Origin of the sequence: Bradyrhizobium sp. CCBAU 25338 (assembly GCF_028128965.1) — a bacterium.
In the GTDB taxonomy this organism is placed as follows: domain Bacteria; phylum Pseudomonadota; class Alphaproteobacteria; order Rhizobiales; family Xanthobacteraceae; genus Bradyrhizobium; species Bradyrhizobium liaoningense.
Window position 1 is genome coordinate 356,879 of the sequence record NZ_LFKY01000036.1, and the last position, 16,004, is coordinate 372,882.

The 16,004-nt window shown below is 63.7% G+C and carries 10 protein-coding genes; 3 read left to right on the forward strand and 7 right to left on the reverse strand.

Annotated elements, in window-relative coordinates; genetic code table 11:
• Nucleotides 1-123 precede the first annotated feature (123 nt).
• Entirely contained in the window at nucleotides 124-447 is a 324-nt protein-coding gene (locus ACM42_RS18310; RefSeq protein ID WP_271529256.1) for an MBL fold metallo-hydrolase, read from the forward strand.
• A gap of 867 nt (nucleotides 448-1,314) precedes the next feature.
• Here the strand turns inward: ACM42_RS18310 and ACM42_RS18315 are convergent.
• The 3 genes from ACM42_RS18315 to ACM42_RS18325 form a co-directional block, all read right to left on the reverse strand.
• A complete protein-coding gene (locus ACM42_RS18315; RefSeq protein ID WP_271529257.1) occupies nucleotides 1,315-2,613 on the reverse strand; it encodes a lysine N(6)-hydroxylase/L-ornithine N(5)-oxygenase family protein in 1,299 nt (432 codons plus the stop codon).
• A gap of 22 nt (nucleotides 2,614-2,635) precedes the next feature.
• On the reverse strand, nucleotides 2,636-3,697 hold the full coding sequence (locus tag ACM42_RS18320) for a GNAT family N-acetyltransferase (protein WP_271529258.1): 1,062 nt from the start codon (nucleotides 3,695-3,697) through the stop codon (nucleotides 2,636-2,638).
• Nucleotides 3,698-3,877: 180 nt separating this feature from the next.
• A complete protein-coding gene (locus ACM42_RS18325) occupies nucleotides 3,878-5,575 on the reverse strand; it encodes a cyclic peptide export ABC transporter (protein ID WP_271529259.1) in 1,698 nt (565 codons plus the stop codon).
• A gap of 304 nt (nucleotides 5,576-5,879) precedes the next feature.
• On the opposite strand from ACM42_RS18325, the gene ACM42_RS18330 reads away from it, so the two are divergent.
• Entirely contained in the window at nucleotides 5,880-6,941 is a 1,062-nt protein-coding gene (locus ACM42_RS18330; protein WP_271529260.1) for a siderophore-interacting protein, read from the forward strand.
• The gene (locus ACM42_RS18335) at nucleotides 6,938-7,792 is read left to right on the forward strand and encodes an ATP-binding cassette domain-containing protein (RefSeq protein WP_271529261.1); all 855 of its coding nucleotides are present in this window, start codon (nucleotides 6,938-6,940) and stop codon (nucleotides 7,790-7,792) included. Before ACM42_RS18330 ends, ACM42_RS18335 begins: the two co-directional genes overlap by 4 nt.
• A 21-nt stretch (nucleotides 7,793-7,813) precedes the next feature.
• Here ACM42_RS18335 and fhuB read toward each other — a convergent pair whose 3' ends face one another.
• The 4 genes from fhuB to ACM42_RS18355 form a co-directional block, all read right to left on the reverse strand.
• On the reverse strand, nucleotides 7,814-9,820 hold the full coding sequence (fhuB, locus tag ACM42_RS18340; RefSeq protein WP_271529262.1) for a Fe(3+)-hydroxamate ABC transporter permease FhuB: 2,007 nt from the start codon (nucleotides 9,818-9,820) through the stop codon (nucleotides 7,814-7,816).
• Nucleotides 9,807-10,739: an ABC transporter substrate-binding protein gene (locus tag ACM42_RS18345; RefSeq protein WP_271529263.1), complete on the reverse strand. Its 933-nt coding sequence runs from the start codon at nucleotides 10,737-10,739 to the stop codon at nucleotides 9,807-9,809. Before ACM42_RS18345 ends, fhuB begins: the two co-directional genes overlap by 14 nt.
• Before the next feature lie 65 nt (nucleotides 10,740-10,804).
• The gene (locus ACM42_RS18350; RefSeq protein WP_271529264.1) at nucleotides 10,805-11,785 is read right to left on the reverse strand and encodes an alpha/beta hydrolase; all 981 of its coding nucleotides are present in this window, start codon (nucleotides 11,783-11,785) and stop codon (nucleotides 10,805-10,807) included.
• A gap of 4 nt (nucleotides 11,786-11,789) precedes the next feature.
• Nucleotides 11,790-16,004, reverse strand: a 4,215-nt coding sequence (locus ACM42_RS18355) for an amino acid adenylation domain-containing protein (protein ID WP_271529265.1), incomplete at its 5' end; no start/stop codon positions are given.

Genomic DNA, 16,004 nt, shown 5'->3' on the forward strand with positions numbered 1-16,004 from the left:
ATGGCCGAAGCCGTGAACGATCCGAGGGTGCGCGCCCTCTGAAGCTCTCGGAAAGCCATCCCGGCAGAGCGGATGCCGTGCTTGCCGCCTCCGATCTCGCAGCTCCCGTCGATGGCTCGATCAATGCGTTCTTGGTCAACACGGGAGACAGCTCATACTGATCGACAGCGGCGCCGGCAGCCTCTATGGCGCGTGTTGTGGGCACCTCCTGGAAATCTGCACGCGTCCGGATACAGGCCCGAGCAGATCGACGAGATCTATTTGACGCATATTCATGCAGATCACGTCGGCGGCATCGCGCCCCAAGGGAGGCCCGCGCTTCCGAATGCGACCATAAGGGTCAACCAGAGGGACCTCGATAACTGGCTCGACGCCAAAAACGAGAGTGAAGCCCGCAAATTCCTCCAGCCGATGTTCGGGGGCGATCGCGCCTCGTTGGCCTGCTGACTCATCGTGAATGGGGCAGGAAGTGTGATCTTGGCGGCGCGATGGGTGTCTTGCGCAGCAATCGTCTGTCATGTAGTTCGACCGCCCCCTGCGCTTCACCTTGGTGGACGTTCAGGAATGAATATACACCTGGACAGCTACCAGCGATTTTACGGAGCTGCTTCGCGCGATCGCTCTTGTACCAAGGTGGTTGCCGATGAGGGACAACGACGACGACTCTTCCGCTCCGAAGAGCGTTGGAATGCAAAACGGCAGATGACGCTATCGAGACTCTCGTTGACGTCGCGCATGCGATGCCCGTGAAAGGCCATCCACTTCTCGATCCGGCGCACGCCCGTGCGTCCCAACCCCGGCTGCGCAAGGAGTTCGGCCCTGGTATGGAGCGACGCAATTTCGAGGAGATAGTTCATGCGCGTTGACGGCTCCCTGCCGATCAACGCCGCAAGTGGGCTGTGGACCAATATGACTGCGATCCGCTCCGGCAAAGGACTCTGGCTTTGCTTGAGAGCGAAGGCTTTCCTCACGGTCAGTTCCACCCGAACCTACAAACATTCCAAAGATCATTCTAAGAACATTTCTAGCAGAGCCGTTCGACGTTGTCCCCGTTGCACACCCCCTGGTTGATCTCGATTAGACAAGTTCTAGATCGAGGCCGCTCCAAATCAATATCGGAACAGGCCAGGTTGCGTCCTGCGGACATCGCGAATGGAAGACGAGGCAGCTGCTGGCGGAATGCAGACCAATTGCAAATGCGCTATCGGCTCCTCACCGCACACATTGATCGTCGATGCGGGGTCCACCGCCGGCCGTGCTTGCCGTGCCGGATGCGCTTGGTCCGGCAGAGCAATGGCGCGTCATCACCTCGGGTTAAGCGATGAGTTCCCGCCGCGATATGGTCGAGAGCAGTGACTCCGCAATCTCCTGGGAACGCACGGCAAGAACCGAAAGCAGCGTATCGCTCAAACCGTGGGAGGACTCCGAGTAGCCCTGGAGGTGGATCTGCGGCCGGAACGCCGGGCTGGTCACGAGCCTATAGTTGCGATCCAGCGTCGCAGCGCGAATGTAGCAACGGATCGGCTCGAGAAACCTGTGCGGCGTTTCCCTGTCGTATCCCGTCGCCAGGACGACAACGTCATAGGTCGACCGACGGCTTTCGCCACGGAAGTTGTCGACCACGCCGATATCGATACCGTCCGGTCCCGCGTCCACAGCCGTGATCTCGCTGCGCGGATGCAGCACGATCCTCTCGTCGCCACCGACACGCTGCTGGTAGAGCAGCCGATACAGTTGGTCCAGCAAGTCGGAATCGACCACGGCGTAGTTCGTATTCCGGAAGTTGCGGACGATCGCGTCCCGCCGCTCGGCAGGCTGCGCGTAGACAAAATTGGTATAATCGGGGTTGAAGATCTCGTTGACGAAAGGGCTGCTGTCGGACGGCTTCAAGGCATGGCCGCGGAAGATCAGATCGATGTGCGCCTGGGGACATCGGCCATGGAGGTCGACCGTCACCTCGGTCGCGCTTTGTCCGCCGCCGACGATGGCTACGCGCACGGCCCGACCGCGCGGGACGACGCGGTCGATCAGGTCGAGATAGCGGCTGGAATGCAGCAGCCTGCGGTCGTCAGCGGCCTTGGCAAACACCTGCGGGACATAGGGCTGCCCTCCCACCGCGACCACGAGATTTCGGGCAAGGCGCACGGTCTCTCCGCCGCCCAGCGATCGTGAATGCACCCGCAATGACGTCACTGTCTGACCGGCCGTCACCGGCTCGATGGCAACGATGGTTTCGCCGTAAGCAGCTTGCGGCTTGAAATGGCTCGCCACCCACTGAAGGTAATCATTGAACTCGACCCGGCTCGGATGGAACGTCCGGCAATTGATGAAATCCAGCAAGCGACCACGCTTGTGCAGATAGTTCACGAAGGTGAAGGGACTGGTCGGATCGCGCAAGGAGACCAGATCCTTCAGAAACGATATCTGCATGTCGCTGCCTGGGAGCAGCATGCCGCCATGCCAGGTGAAGTGGGGCTGCTTCTCCACGAACAGAGGCGCGCATTTCAGGCGCGATCGCTTCGCGCATTCGTCCAATGCGATGGCGAGCGCGAGGTTGGAGGGCCCGAATCCAACGCCGATGACGTCGTGCTCGATCGCAAGTTGATGGGACATGAAGCCGCACTCCGCTTGCGCTTTAGGACGAGACCGCTGGGCCGGCATCAGCCGGAAGCCAGAGCCGATCAGCGAAGAAGCGTTCGCGCAACAGCATCACCAGGGTCGCCCGTTTGTGAGGAAAGTCGAAATTCTTGATCTTGGCGAACCCCGAGCGTTCCAGATTGCGAAGCTGCTGGGAATGCGCCGCCGCCGGCTCCCCCACGATCCGCTGCGTACGGCAATCGTCGAGGAACATGTAGTGCATCAGCGAGGGCAGCCACGCGCTGATATAACGACGGCCGCGAAAAGCGTCCTCGCCCACGACCACGTGCCATCCCCGATCGTAGTCCCCGGCATCATAGAACGGCGCGATCCGATTTTCCTTGGCCCAGTACAGCTCGAAATAGCCAAACGGCTGATCACCGAAGCAGCCTATCAGCGGCAGCATATGAGGATCGGCCAGGATGCCGGCCAGATAGCGTCGATGCTTGTCGAGATCGCCCGCCTCGTTCCAGAACGCATCGACGCGGTGGTCATTCATCCAGCGATGCAACAGATGGAGATCATTCTCGAGAGCGGCCACGCGAAACGAGATGACCTGCGACAGCCAGGGGATGAACCGGCCATATACTTTTCCCGTCGGCTTTGCGGCGCGCCGCGGGTGCCGACGCCCGTCCGTCATGACGTGGAGTTGCGGAAATGGCGGTCGTCCAGGGTTCATCAGCCAATTGTCCCGTCGCTGCATGACCAGTTCGGGAAGCAACACCAATTGTCCCTCGGACATGAAGGCAAGGCCGCTATCCATCAATTCCCGTGCAAGCGACGCTCCATCAGCGAGACCGAGAACGATCCGATCAGCGCCCGGCCACCAAGCAAACAGCGCTTCGGCGGCCGCCGACACGGCCCGTGCCGCAAGCTGACTGTCCTTCGACGCCTTCAAGACCTCGAGGTGATCCACGCGATCCCGAAGACGCAGTTCCAATGCCGTTACGTCGTCGGCAACGACGCGAAGGCGATCGCCTTCCTGGAAAACCGTCAGAGCGGAGTACGGGCCGACCGGAAACGCACGAGGTCCGGTCCCGGAATCCGAAGCCTTGTTCATCCGGCCCTCGCATCTCGATCATCGTTGACGCGTGGTGTAAATCACTCGCCTACAGGCTGACAAGAAATGCGCGCACACGCAGATTAGATTCTCTACAAATCTGACAACCTGTCGCAAAACGGATCGCATGTTATCGTTTTACATGCGACAGAAAGGCACCGGCACTTCGCCACAATAGATCTAAAGTGGCGCGCTGGTCGGAACTGCGGAAACCTCAGCGACGTTATCAGCCTTCGCCTCACTTGCGACGATCTTGCCGTCGCACAGCCGCACCAGATGATCCGCGATCCCGAAATAGCGATCATCGTGGGAAATCACGATGATGGTCTTTCCGAGATGCTTCAGATCCGGCAGCAGCTCCGTGTAGAAGATGTGCCGGAAGGCCGGATCCTGATCCGCGGCCCACTCGTCGAACACGAGAACGGGTCTTTCCTCGAGCCATGCATTCATCAAGGCCAATCGCTTGCGCTGTCCGGTCGACAGGTCCGTCGTCGTGAACACGCCGTTCTCGACGGAGACCTTGTGCGCGACCTCCAACCGCTGGAGGTAGCGCTCCGCGACATCGGGAACCACGCCCTCTCCACGTATGAGATCCTCGAACAGATAGTAGTCGGAAAAGATAGTCGTGAAGAGCTGGCGGTAGTCGTCCCGCGTCTCCGTCAGGACGGGCGAGCCGTCGCGAAGCACCGTGCCGCCATGAGGAGCATATAGGCCCAGCAACAGCTTGATGAGAGTCGTCTTTCCGCTTCCATTCTGCCCCACGATGAAGACGATCTCTCCCTGCTGGACAAGCAGATCAACCGGCCCAAGGACAAAGGGGGCACTGCCCGGCACAGCGCGAAAGGCATAGGTTACGCCGCGGAGCTCGATCGATTCGATCGTAGTCTTGCCCGGCGGAGCGGGAGCAGTGGCCAGCAGATTGTGCTCGGGGGTCGAGAACCGCTCCGAGAGCTCCGCAATGCGGCGCATCGCGACCTGGGCGCGGCCTAGCGCCGGCAGGATACCGATGACCTGATCAATGGGTCCGCGCATGTAGAGCAGGACCAGCACGAAGCCACTGGACACTGCGGCAGGGCTGTCGGGCCAAAGGAACGGACGCAAGGTCAGCGCCACGCCGATCACGACAAAGAACAGCATCGTGCCGAACGCCCGCGCCGTCACGAACAGATTGATCGACCTGATCTGCACCGAGCTGATCCGGTCGACGGTCTGCTGGAGTTGCTCGACATAGACGCGCCAACGCCGGACGCGATTGAGACGCAGCTCCTTGGCACCCTCGGCGATCGCCCGATACTGCTTGTGCAGTTGATCCTCCGAATCGCGCGCCACGTTGAAGCCGTGAACGCCTCGCGTCCTTGCATAGCCATGCGCCAGCGACCCCAGAACGATGACGGCCCCGGTGATCAGGAACAGCGGCCAGGACAACACCGCCAGGTAAACCATGCAGCCGAGCGCGATCACGAGCGACACAAAAAAGGACGAAAAGAAGAACGCGAAATCGCTGATCGTGTCGACGTCCTGCGTGAGAACCGGGATCAGGCGATGGGTCCGGTAGATTTCGAGCTGATCGATGGGCGCGGCCAGGATTTTGGCGGCCAGCGACTTGCGAAGCTCGGCGATGATCCGCTGTCCGACGTAGTTGGCGCTGACATCGGCGCCGATGGACCCGATCAGGATCAGGACGCACAGGCCGGCAAACGCGAGCAGCAGCGTGATGACGTCGCCCTGCGTGGCATAGAGCCCGTGATTGACGACCGCGAGCAACGCCGCGACGCTGGCGCCGCCAACCAGACCCAGAACGATGCCGCCGAGCACGAGCGGCCAGTAAGGCCGCAGGAGGTGCTGAATCTGCGCCATCAGGCCGCTTCGTGAGTTCATGATGAGAGCCGCGCTGGAGGAGACCTGAAGCGAACCTATACGGTCCGTCGCGATCAGAACAAGCCGTGCCGATGTGATGCGAATACATGATGGCAGCACCGCTCTTCCAGCGCTTATTTCGTCGGCTCCTTCGATGGATTCTAATTTGGGATCGCCAATGCCTTTAATATGATGCGGGTAGTACCGCTTTTGCAGCGCAGCCGGCGAGCGAGCAGGAATTTGATCCAACGCCGTGCCGGGCCGCGACATCCGGACATCGAAGCACTTGCAGGCCAGCATCGGACAGGCCCGATGGAGAATGACTTTGGACCCGCTTATCTCCGAAACCCGCATCGCGCTTCCCGATGCCGCCGGTCTCGCTGCTCGGATGATCGATCATCTGGCCGAGCATGACATCGCCTTCGAGGACCGCGGCGGCCTCATGGTGGCGAAACTGCCGTTCGGCACCAGTTCCCTTGCCGTCGAGGCCGAAGTGCTCAAGATCCGCGTCGAGGCCGACGACAAGGGCAATCTGGAGATGCTGCGCTCGGTCGTCGCCTCGCATGTGATCGAGTTCGCGGGCGACATTGCCCCGACCATCGTCTGGTCCGGTCATGAGTCCAACAGCGGCACGCTCGCCAACTTCCGCGAGGTGCGGCTGAAGGCCGCGATCACCCTGACGCCGCACATGCGGCGGCTGACCTTCACCGGCGACGACATCGCCCGTTTCGTGAACGACGACGAGTTGCACGTGCGGCTGTACTTCCCGCCCGACGGCCTCGCCAAGCCAGAATGGCCGTGGCCGGCGCCGGACGGACGTATCCTTTGGCCGGAGCCCGACCGCAGGCCCGTGACCCGCTATTACACGATCCGCCGCATCGACTTGCAGACCCGCGAGATCGATATCGATTTCGTGGTTCATGATCATGCCGGACCAGGCTCGGCCTTCGCCGTCAACGCAAAGGCCGGCGCCATCTGCGGCATGGCCGGTCCGCTCGGCCGAGGTATTCGACCGGCACGCTGGTTGCTGCTGGCTGGCGACGAAACCGCCCTGCCCGCCATCGCGCGAATTCTCGAGACGCTGCCGGCGACGGCGACGGGCGAGGTCTTCATCGAGGTCGCCGATCGAGACGGGGAAATTCCGCTGGCCGCGCCAGGCGGCATAGCAATCCGCTGGCTGCATCGCGCGGGCCGTCCGGCCGGAACGACGCAGCTCCTGGTCGACGCCGTCAAGGCCGTGCAATGGCCCGACAATGGCGAGGTCTTCGCCTGGGTCGCGTGTGAGGCGCAGGCGCTAAAGGCCCTGCGAAACCATTTGCGCGACGAGCGAAAGCTCTCCCGCGATCAGCATCTGGCCGTCGCCTATTGGAGCCTGCGCCAACCATGACGTTCCAAAACGCGCAGACGGACAAAAGCACGCTCGCCGCGCCGACCAGCACCACGCAGGCCTTACAAAATGTACCCACCTCGTTGTTCGAGCTCGACCAGGTCGGCTTCGCGGTGGCTGGGCGCGCGCTGCTCGAACCGCTCACCTTGTCCCTTCCCGCGCGCAGCGTCGTCGGACTGATCGGGCATAACGGCTCCGGCAAGTCGACTTTGCTGAAATTGTTGTCGCGCCAGCAGCCAAGCTCGTCGGGAATGATTCGTTTCGAGGGTCGCGCGCTAAGCGCCTGGAGCGATCGGGACTATGCCCGCAAGGTCGCCTACCTGCCGCAGCAGACGCCGCCCGCCGCCGGCATGCTGGTCAAGGAGCTGGTCGCACTCGGCCGCTATCCCTGGCACGGCGCGCTCGGCCGGTTCAGCGAGATCGACCGCAAGAAGGTCGAAAGCGCCATGGCGTTGACCCATATCGAGCCATTCGCGGACCGCCTGGTCGATACGTTGTCCGGCGGCGAGCGTCAGCGGGCCTGGATCGCCATGCTGGTGGCGCAGGATGCCGAGTGCCTCCTGCTCGACGAGCCGACCTCGGCGCTGGACATCGCCCATCAGATCGAGGTGCTGTCGCTGGTCAGGCAGCTCGCCCGCGAGCGCAATCTCGGCGTGGTCGTCGTGCTTCACGACGTCAACATGGCCGCCCGCTTTTGCGACGAGATCATCGCGCTCCACTCCGGGAAGCTGATTGCCCGCGGCAAGCCGGAAAAGATCATGACGCCCGCCGAGCTCGAAACCATCTACGGCATCCCGATGGGCGTGATGCCGTCGCCGGATCACGGCCATCTCATCAGCTTCGCGCGGTAAGCGGCATCGCTTGGACCGCAGTCATCGCCGCTGCGGCCGCAGCAGCCAGATGAGGTAGGGTCCGGCGAGCATCATGGCGAAGATACCGGCGGGCATCTGGAACGGAAATATCACCATGCGTCCGGCCCAATCTGCCGTGACCATCAGAATCGCGCCGATCAATGCGGCCAGCGCCGCCTGATGCAGCGCGCGCTGCGCGCCCATCATCCGCGCCATGTGCGGCGCGATGAAGCCAACCAGGCTCAGAAGACCCACCATCAGCGTCGCCGTCGCGGTCAACAATGCCGTGAGCAGCATGATGATGATGCGGCTTCTCGCCAGCGAGATGCCGATCGAACGCGCGGCCGTCGCTCCGAGCGGCAGGATGTCGAGCCAGCGCGACAGCAGCGGCACCATGATCAGCAGAACGAGCGCCGCCGCAGCGAGGACCGCGGCCTCGGCCGGACCGATCTGGTAAAGCGACCCGGTCAGCAACGACAGCAGCGTGCCGATCCGCGGATCGCCCGTCGCCAGCGCCATGGCGACGATCGCGCCGAACGCCGCGCTCATGGCGACCCCGGCCAGGAGCACGCGCTCCGGACTGAACTCGGACCGCCGGCTGAACAGCAGCACCAGCGCCAGCACGATGAAGGCGCCGATGCCGGCCGCCGCAATCTGCGCCCACCGCGTGTGCGCGGGAAAGAGATAGAGCAGAACGATCACGCCCATCGCCGCGCCATAGCTGATGCCCATGACCTCCGGCGCGGCCATCGGATTGCCGGTCATCCGTTGCAGCAGCGTGCCGGCGACCGCCAGCGTCGCGCCTGCGGCCAGCGCCGACACCACGCGCGGCCCGCGCCACGGCCAGAATTCCTGCAAGCCCGACAGGCCACTCCAGCGCCAGCCGTCGGCGCCGACGCCAAGGGCGAGTGCGATCCAGACGACGAGCAGCAGCAAGACAAGAGCGAACAGGATCACGCGCCAGGGGTGATCGAGACGTGGCGGAGCGGATGGCGTGAGATTTCCCATCGGCATGGTAGCCCGCAGCCGTGGCAGCAGCAGGAGCAACATTGGCGCGCCGATCAGGGCCGTCACCGCACCGGCCGGCATTTCGCGATAGCCGGTCGGAATCAACAGCACGAGTTGATCCGTCAGCCACAGCAGCAGGGCGCCGCAAAGAGGCGCCCAGATCAGGCGGTCGCGAAAGCGACGCGCGCCCGACAGCATGACGATGGCAGGCGCGGACAAACCCACGAATCCCATGACGCCGACCACGCTGACGACCGAAGCGCTGAGCGCGATCGCAATGATGAGCGCGAAGATCCGCGCTCGCGTCAATCCAAGGCCCAGATTGCGCGCGGTCTCGTCGTCAAAACCGAGCAGGGTCAGCGGGCGAACCATCACCGCGATCAGGACGATCGATATCAGGAGCCGCGGCGCCAGGAACGTGACGTTGCTCCAGTCCTGCTGATTGAGGAAACCCGCACCCCAGATGAACAGCCCGATCAGATATTCGTGGTTGAGCAGCACCAGCGCCTGGGTGGTCACGGCGCAGTAATAACTGACGATCAGTCCCGCGAGCACCAGGACGACGGGCGACAGCGCACGTTTCCAGGTCAGCCCGAACACGCAGAGGAACGCGGCGAACCCGCCGAACAGCGCAATCCACTCCCGGCCAAAGGCAAGCAGCGACGGCGCCCAGAGGGTTGTCACAGTCAGCGCGAGATACGCGCCGTTCAGGACACCGAGAGTGCTCGGTTCAGCGAGCGGATTGCGCAGCACCTGCTGACAGACGGCGCCGGCGAGGCCGAGAGCTGCGCCGGCCAGCAGCGCCACTGCGATGCGCGGAAACACCGTGTAGTGCACAAGCATCTGTTGCGGATCGGTGATCTCGGGCCGCCACAACACAGGCAGCCAGGCGCTCGCCGGCAGATATCCAGACAGGTTCCGCCAGGTGAGCGCGGCCGCGGCCGCTACCAACAACCCGATCAGCATCGCCGGATGCATTTCGAAACCGGATCGGGCCGGCAGCGCGTCAACCTTGCTCATGGCTTTCCCGCGGCAACCGTTCGGCGAGAAGACGAGCGAAACGCTCGGCCGCCGGCACGCCACCATAGAAGAACTGATTGTCCAGGATCGTGAGCCTATGCGACCGAAGCGACGGCAGGGTCCGCAGCACCGGGCTAGCCTTCAGCAAGGCCTCGACGTCGGCGACCCGCGAGGTCATCAGGACCAGCCGCGCATCCGGTACCGCGGCGAGCACTTCGAGCCCTACGCTGGTATATCCCCATGGGCCGCTCTGTCCGGTCCAGGCATTCTTCAATCCGAACTGGTCGAGCACCTCCTGATAGAGGCTGTTCGGACCGAACACGAGCGCGCGGTTACGCGCGATCTCGCTGACGAGATAGAGCGGCTTGCCGCCGCGATCGCGAAGCCGCTCGCGGTAGCCAGCCATGGCAACATCGAAGCGCGCGAAATAGGCTTCGCAGGCCCCCTGCACCCCGAGACGCTTCGCAAGCTCCATCGTCGAACGTCGTGCCGTATCGAGGGGATGCCCGCCGGGTCTGAAGATCGTGAACATTTCGACCGGCGCGATCAGCTTGAGCCGGGGTACGACAGCCGCGATGCTGGGATCAATGATGATGATCTCAGGCGCGAAGCTCTGCACCAGCTCGAGATTGGGCTCCGAACGCAGGCCGATCTCCTGAACGCCGGGCGGGACAGCCGGCTCGACCACGAGTCGGCCATAGCGCTCGATCTCCGGAATGACCAACGGCACGACACCGAGCGCCAGTATCGTCTGGGCACAGGCCCAGCCCAGCGCGGCGATCCGGGGCCCGGCTGGCGATCCGCTGGTTTGGGCAAATGCCATCGGCGTTGCACCCGCGAGCGCCGTGCCTCCGATTGCCGCGCCCGCGCGGAGAAGCGCGCGGCGGGACAGCCTGTGGTCTGGGACGAACGTGCTCATGGAATGCAGTTCAGGAGAGGACAATGACAGTCATGACATACCCTCGTTCGCGCCGCGTTTCCACATCAAGCTGCCCTTTCGCCACCGGAACGAAATGCATTGGCCAGCGCCTGCCCGATCGCCGCCCTCGCTTGCAAGGCATCGGCCACGACATTCCCCATGCGCAGGAATTCATGGATCATGCCGGGATAGACGCGCAGATCCACCGGAACGCCGGCCGCCGCCAACCGCACCGCATAGTCGCGCCCTTCATCCACCAGAGGATCGAACTCGGCGAGGACGATGAATGCGGGAGCGAGGCCCGACAAATCCCTCGCGGCGAGCGGTGCAAAGCGCCAATCGTCGCGATCTGACTCATCGCGCAGATATTGCCGGAAGAACCAGTCGACGGTGCTGCGTTCCAGGAGATGGCCGGTACCATATCGTTCATAGGACGAGGAGGTCTGCCGCGAGCTGAGGCCGGGATAGGCGAGAACCTGAAGCACTGGCTGCGGAAGGTCCTTGTTTGTCTTCGCCTCGATCGCGAGAGCGGCGGCAAGCGTCCCGCCGGCGCTATCGCCACCGACGGCAACGCGGCGGCCGTCGAGCCCTATTGCTCGGCCCTCGCGGCCAATCCAGGTCAGCGCATCGACCGCATCCTCGAGAGCCGTCGGAAATTTGTGTTCCGGCGCAAGCCTGTAGCCGACCGACAGCACGGCCGCGCCACTGTCCTCGGCGAGGCCGCGGCACAATGGCTGATGCGAATCTAGGCTGCCGACGACGAAGCCGCCGCCATGCATATACAGAAGTACCGGCATCGGAAGGCGATCGCTCGGCGCCTCGCTCGCATAGAGCCGCGCCTCGATCACCGCGCCATCCCGCGTCGGCAGCGAGAGGCGGCGCTCGTGAGGGAGCGCCGGCGGATCGACATCGAGCAGCGGCGAGGATGCATCGAAATCGGCCCGCGCCTGCGCGGCGGTCAGTTGCGGAAACGGAGTTCGCGCGCCGCTTTCGGCGCCGGCCCGAATCATCTCGAGCAATGCTGCAATATCAGGATCAAGGCTCAAGGGCTTACTCCGCCGGTTCCGGAACGGTATCTTGTGCGATCGTCGATGCCGACGCCGGCACGAGCAGATCGCAGATCTCATCGAGAAGGCCGGCCTCCTTCAGGATCGTGAAATGGTTGTGGCCTGCGACGCCGCGATCGGTCGCCTTCGGCAACTGCAGTTCCAGCCGACCGCGCTGCGCCAGACGAGCCGACGTCCACCAGCAGAGCGGCGTGGCTTCGAGACCGCGCGGCAGCGTGGTGTTCTGCGCCAGCCTGTTGAGATGTCGTCCGACAGCGAAGGCGGCGGACAAATCGTCCGCGCCTAGCGACGCATCATCTGCCCTCACGCTCCCGCCCTTCTCTACGACGGCCGCGACCAGATCGCGAATGCTCTCAGGAGTCTCCGGCAAGTCAGCACGCTTCGCTGCCCCGACTTGCGCCTTGATCCGAGAGGCCGCAGCGGCCGGAAGAACCACCGACAGCAATCCAGCGAGATCATCCGCCCAGTGGGCGATCGCTTCCGGCCGGCTCGATCCGTCCGGCTGCCGCGGCACGAAGCTGTCGACCATGGCAAGACGTTCGACCCGCTCACCGCTGCGTTCGAGCTCGGCCGCAACGAGACCGGCCAGCAGCCCTCCCAGCGACCAGCCGACGAGGCTGTAGGGGCCGCGCGGCTGCATCCGCCTGATCTCGGCCGCATAGTCCATGGCCATCGCTTCGAGCGAGCTGTCGGTCCAGGTTGGATCGACCAACATTCTCGACTGCAACCCAACCACCTGCCGATACCCTTCGAGGCGGCGCGCCAGCAGCCCATAGTCGAAGACCGTGCCGAAGCCACCGTGCAAACAGAACACGGGATTGACGCCGGCAACCGCAGCATTCATCGGTAGCAGCGCCGACGGTGCGGCAGTGCCGGCAGCGCCCGTAGCGGCGCTCCCGGCGATCAGCGCACGGATCGTCGGCTTCTGAAGCAAATCGCGCAGCTTGATCTCGATCCCGAACGCCTTGTCCTGGCGGAGCCGCGCCACGACCTTGAGACACAGGATCGAATTGCCGCCGAGCTCGAAGAAATTGTCGGTGACGCCGACCTGCGGCACGTTCAGAATTTCGGACCACAGGTGAGCCATCGCTATCTCTGCCGGACCTTGCGGCGCAACGAAGCTGCGTATCGACGCATCGGGAGCCGGTAACGCACGACGGTCGATCTTGCCGCTCGACAATGTCGGCAGCCGATCCAGCACCATGATGCGAGCCGGCACCATATAGGCCGGCAGGATCCGCCTCAGGAAGTCGGTCAAGCGCTCGATCAGACCCTCGGCCGCACCGGGCGCGGCGTCGCCTGCCGCCTTCGGCGAGACGTAGGCGATGAGCTGATTTCCGGCCGCATTTGGGACCGCCACCACCGCCGCCTGCGCGATCGTCACGTGACGGAGCAGAGAAGTCTGGATCTCTCCGAGCTCGATCCGGAAGCCGTTGACCTTGACCTGATCATCGCTACGCCCGAGATATTCGATGGTCCCGTCATTGCGCCATCGCGCCAGATCGCCGGTGCGGTACAGCCGGGCGCCCGGCACCGTCGAGAACGGATCAGGCACGAAGCGCTCCGCAGTCATGCCGGCCTTAGCGTGATAGCCGCGCGCCAGCCCGAAGCCGCCCAAATAGAGTTCGCCGGCGACACCCGCCGGAATGATGTCGAGTGCGCCATCGAGAATGTAAGCGCGGCGGTCACCGACCGGAACGCCGATCGGCGCATAGGGCGTGTCGCATTCGCCCGCCCCGTCGACTTTCCAGACCAGCGGCGTGACCACGGTTTCGGTCGGGCCGTAGCCATTGATCAGGATACGGGGCTTGAGAACGCGCCTGACCTTGTCGAACCCAGCCTTCGGCATTGCCTCACCGCCGAACGAATAGAGCTTGACCGGCGGCGGGTTGCCGTTCTGCTCGACGCATTCCGCGACCTGCTGGAGGTAGGCCGGCGGCAATCCGATATGGCTGACGCAATGGGCGTGCAGGTTTTCGACCGTCTGCTCCGGCGTCCACAATTCGGCGTCACGCATCAGCAGCCGCGCGCCGTGCGACAGAACCGTCAACCAGCGCTCATGAGCGCCATCAAAGGCTAGCGACAGGAAATGCAGCTCGCACGAGCTTTCGTCGATCTCGTAGAGACCGCCCGTGACGTGACAGTGCATCGCGAGCGGCCCATGGGCGACAGCGACACCCTTTGGTGTCCCCGTCGAGCCCGAGGTGTAGATCAGATAGGCAAGATTTTCAGGATGCAGGTCAGGTTGCGGCGGATGGTCGGGTCCTGCGCCGAAATCGAACGTGGATAGCGAGATCCGTTCGACACCATCCGGGCTGTCCTCGATGCTGAGCTGTGCCGTCAACAGGAACGCGATCTCCGCATCGCGCATGACGAACGCACGCCGCTCCGATGGAAGCTCGGGATCGATCGGAACGTAAGCTCCACCGGCCTTGAGGACAGCCAGCAGTGCGATCATCGTGGATTCGGTTCGCTCGACGACCACGCCGATGCGTTGCTCGGGTTTGAGCCCGCGGGCGATCAGATGATGGGCCAGACGGTTGGCCCTGCGTTCGAGGTCCCCGAACGAGAGCACCGTGCTGCCTATGGTCAATGCCGTCCGCTCCGGATGACGCTGCGCATGACTGCTGATCGCCTCATGCACCAGCGGCAGCTGAGCACTCGCCGTGGCATTCCGATTGCAACGATCTGCCAGCGCGGCGTCGAGCTCCGTGACAGGATCAAGGTTGCCGAGCAGAGCCGTTGCGTCCCGCGTCAAAGCCGCTAGCAGATGCTCGAACTGCGCCTTGATCTGCGCCGCCTGTGCGGCCGTGAAATGGCTCGGCATATAGGTGTATTCGACCTGGAGCACATCTTCGACGAGCACCGACAGATCCATCGGATAGTTGGTTACATCGACATTCTTCAGACCGCTGAATTGCAAAGCGCCGTCGCCGCGATGCATGCTGCGTTCGATCGGATAGTTCTCGAAGACGATGATGCTGTCGAACATCGTCTGGCCGGCGCGGCCGGCCCAGCCCTGGATGTCGTAGAGCGGCGTGTGCTCGTAGTCCCGGATCGCCGAATTCCGGTCCTGGAGCGCGCGCAGCCATTCTCCGATGGTGCTGGCGGGCGGAAGCGTTTCGATCACGGGCAGCGTATTGATGAAGAGCCCGAGCATCTGCTGCGATCCGTCGAGACCAGCCGGACGACCGGCCACTGTCACGCCGAACGTCACGGTGTTCTGGCCCGTATAGCGCTGCAGCAGCAGCGCCCACACGCCTTGGACGATGGTGTTCAGCGTGACTCGCTCGCGACGCGCGAACGCCTTCAGCTTCGCGGTCGCCCTCTCTCCTAGACGAGTGTAACAGCGTTCGTGGCCCGATGCCTGATGGCGGCGCGCGCCGAAGGCGTCGGCGAGCTGCGTCGGCTGGCCGAAGCTTTTGAGCTGCTCGCGCCAGAAGCCTTCGGCTGCCTTTGTATCCTGCGCCAGCAGCCAGTCGATGTAGTCGCGGTAGCGCGTCGCATTCGCGGCGGGGGTCCCGCCGTAATAACACTCCAGGACGTCTCCGACGAACCTCGCCGAGCTCCAGCCATCCATCAGGATGTGATGATAGGTCCAGATCAGTCGGTACAGGTCGTCCTGGAGCTGCAGCAGGCGCACCCGCTGGAGCGGCGGCGCCTGGAGATCGAACTCGGCGGCACGCTCATCGGCAAGGGCAGCCGCAATCCGTTCATCACTGACCGCCTGCCCGCGCCAGTCGTCCTGCTCGAACGGAGCGATGGCATCGCAATAGACGACTTGCAAGGGAGAGCCGGAGAGCTCCCGCCACAGGAATCCGGTCCGAAGCATCTGGTGACGTGCGCTGACCTCGCGCCACGCTCTGCCGAGCCGTTCCGGATCGAGGCCCCGGATCTCGACGCTGACCTGGTTGACATAGACGCCGCTGCCGGCATCGCGCAAGCTGTGAAACAGCATGCCCTGCTGCATCGGCGACAGCGGATAGACGTCCTCGATGCGGTCCCAGTCGAGACCGAGCCGTTCGAGCTGCTCGACCGAGAGTCCCGCAAACGAACCGCGCTCCGATGCCGGGGTGTCCCTGTCGAGGTCGACACCGCGGGACGATGCGATCAGCGCCTCGATGGTCTGATGCCGGAACACGTCGCGTGGCTCGATGAGCACGCCTTCGCGGCGCGCGCGGCTCACCATTTGCAGCGA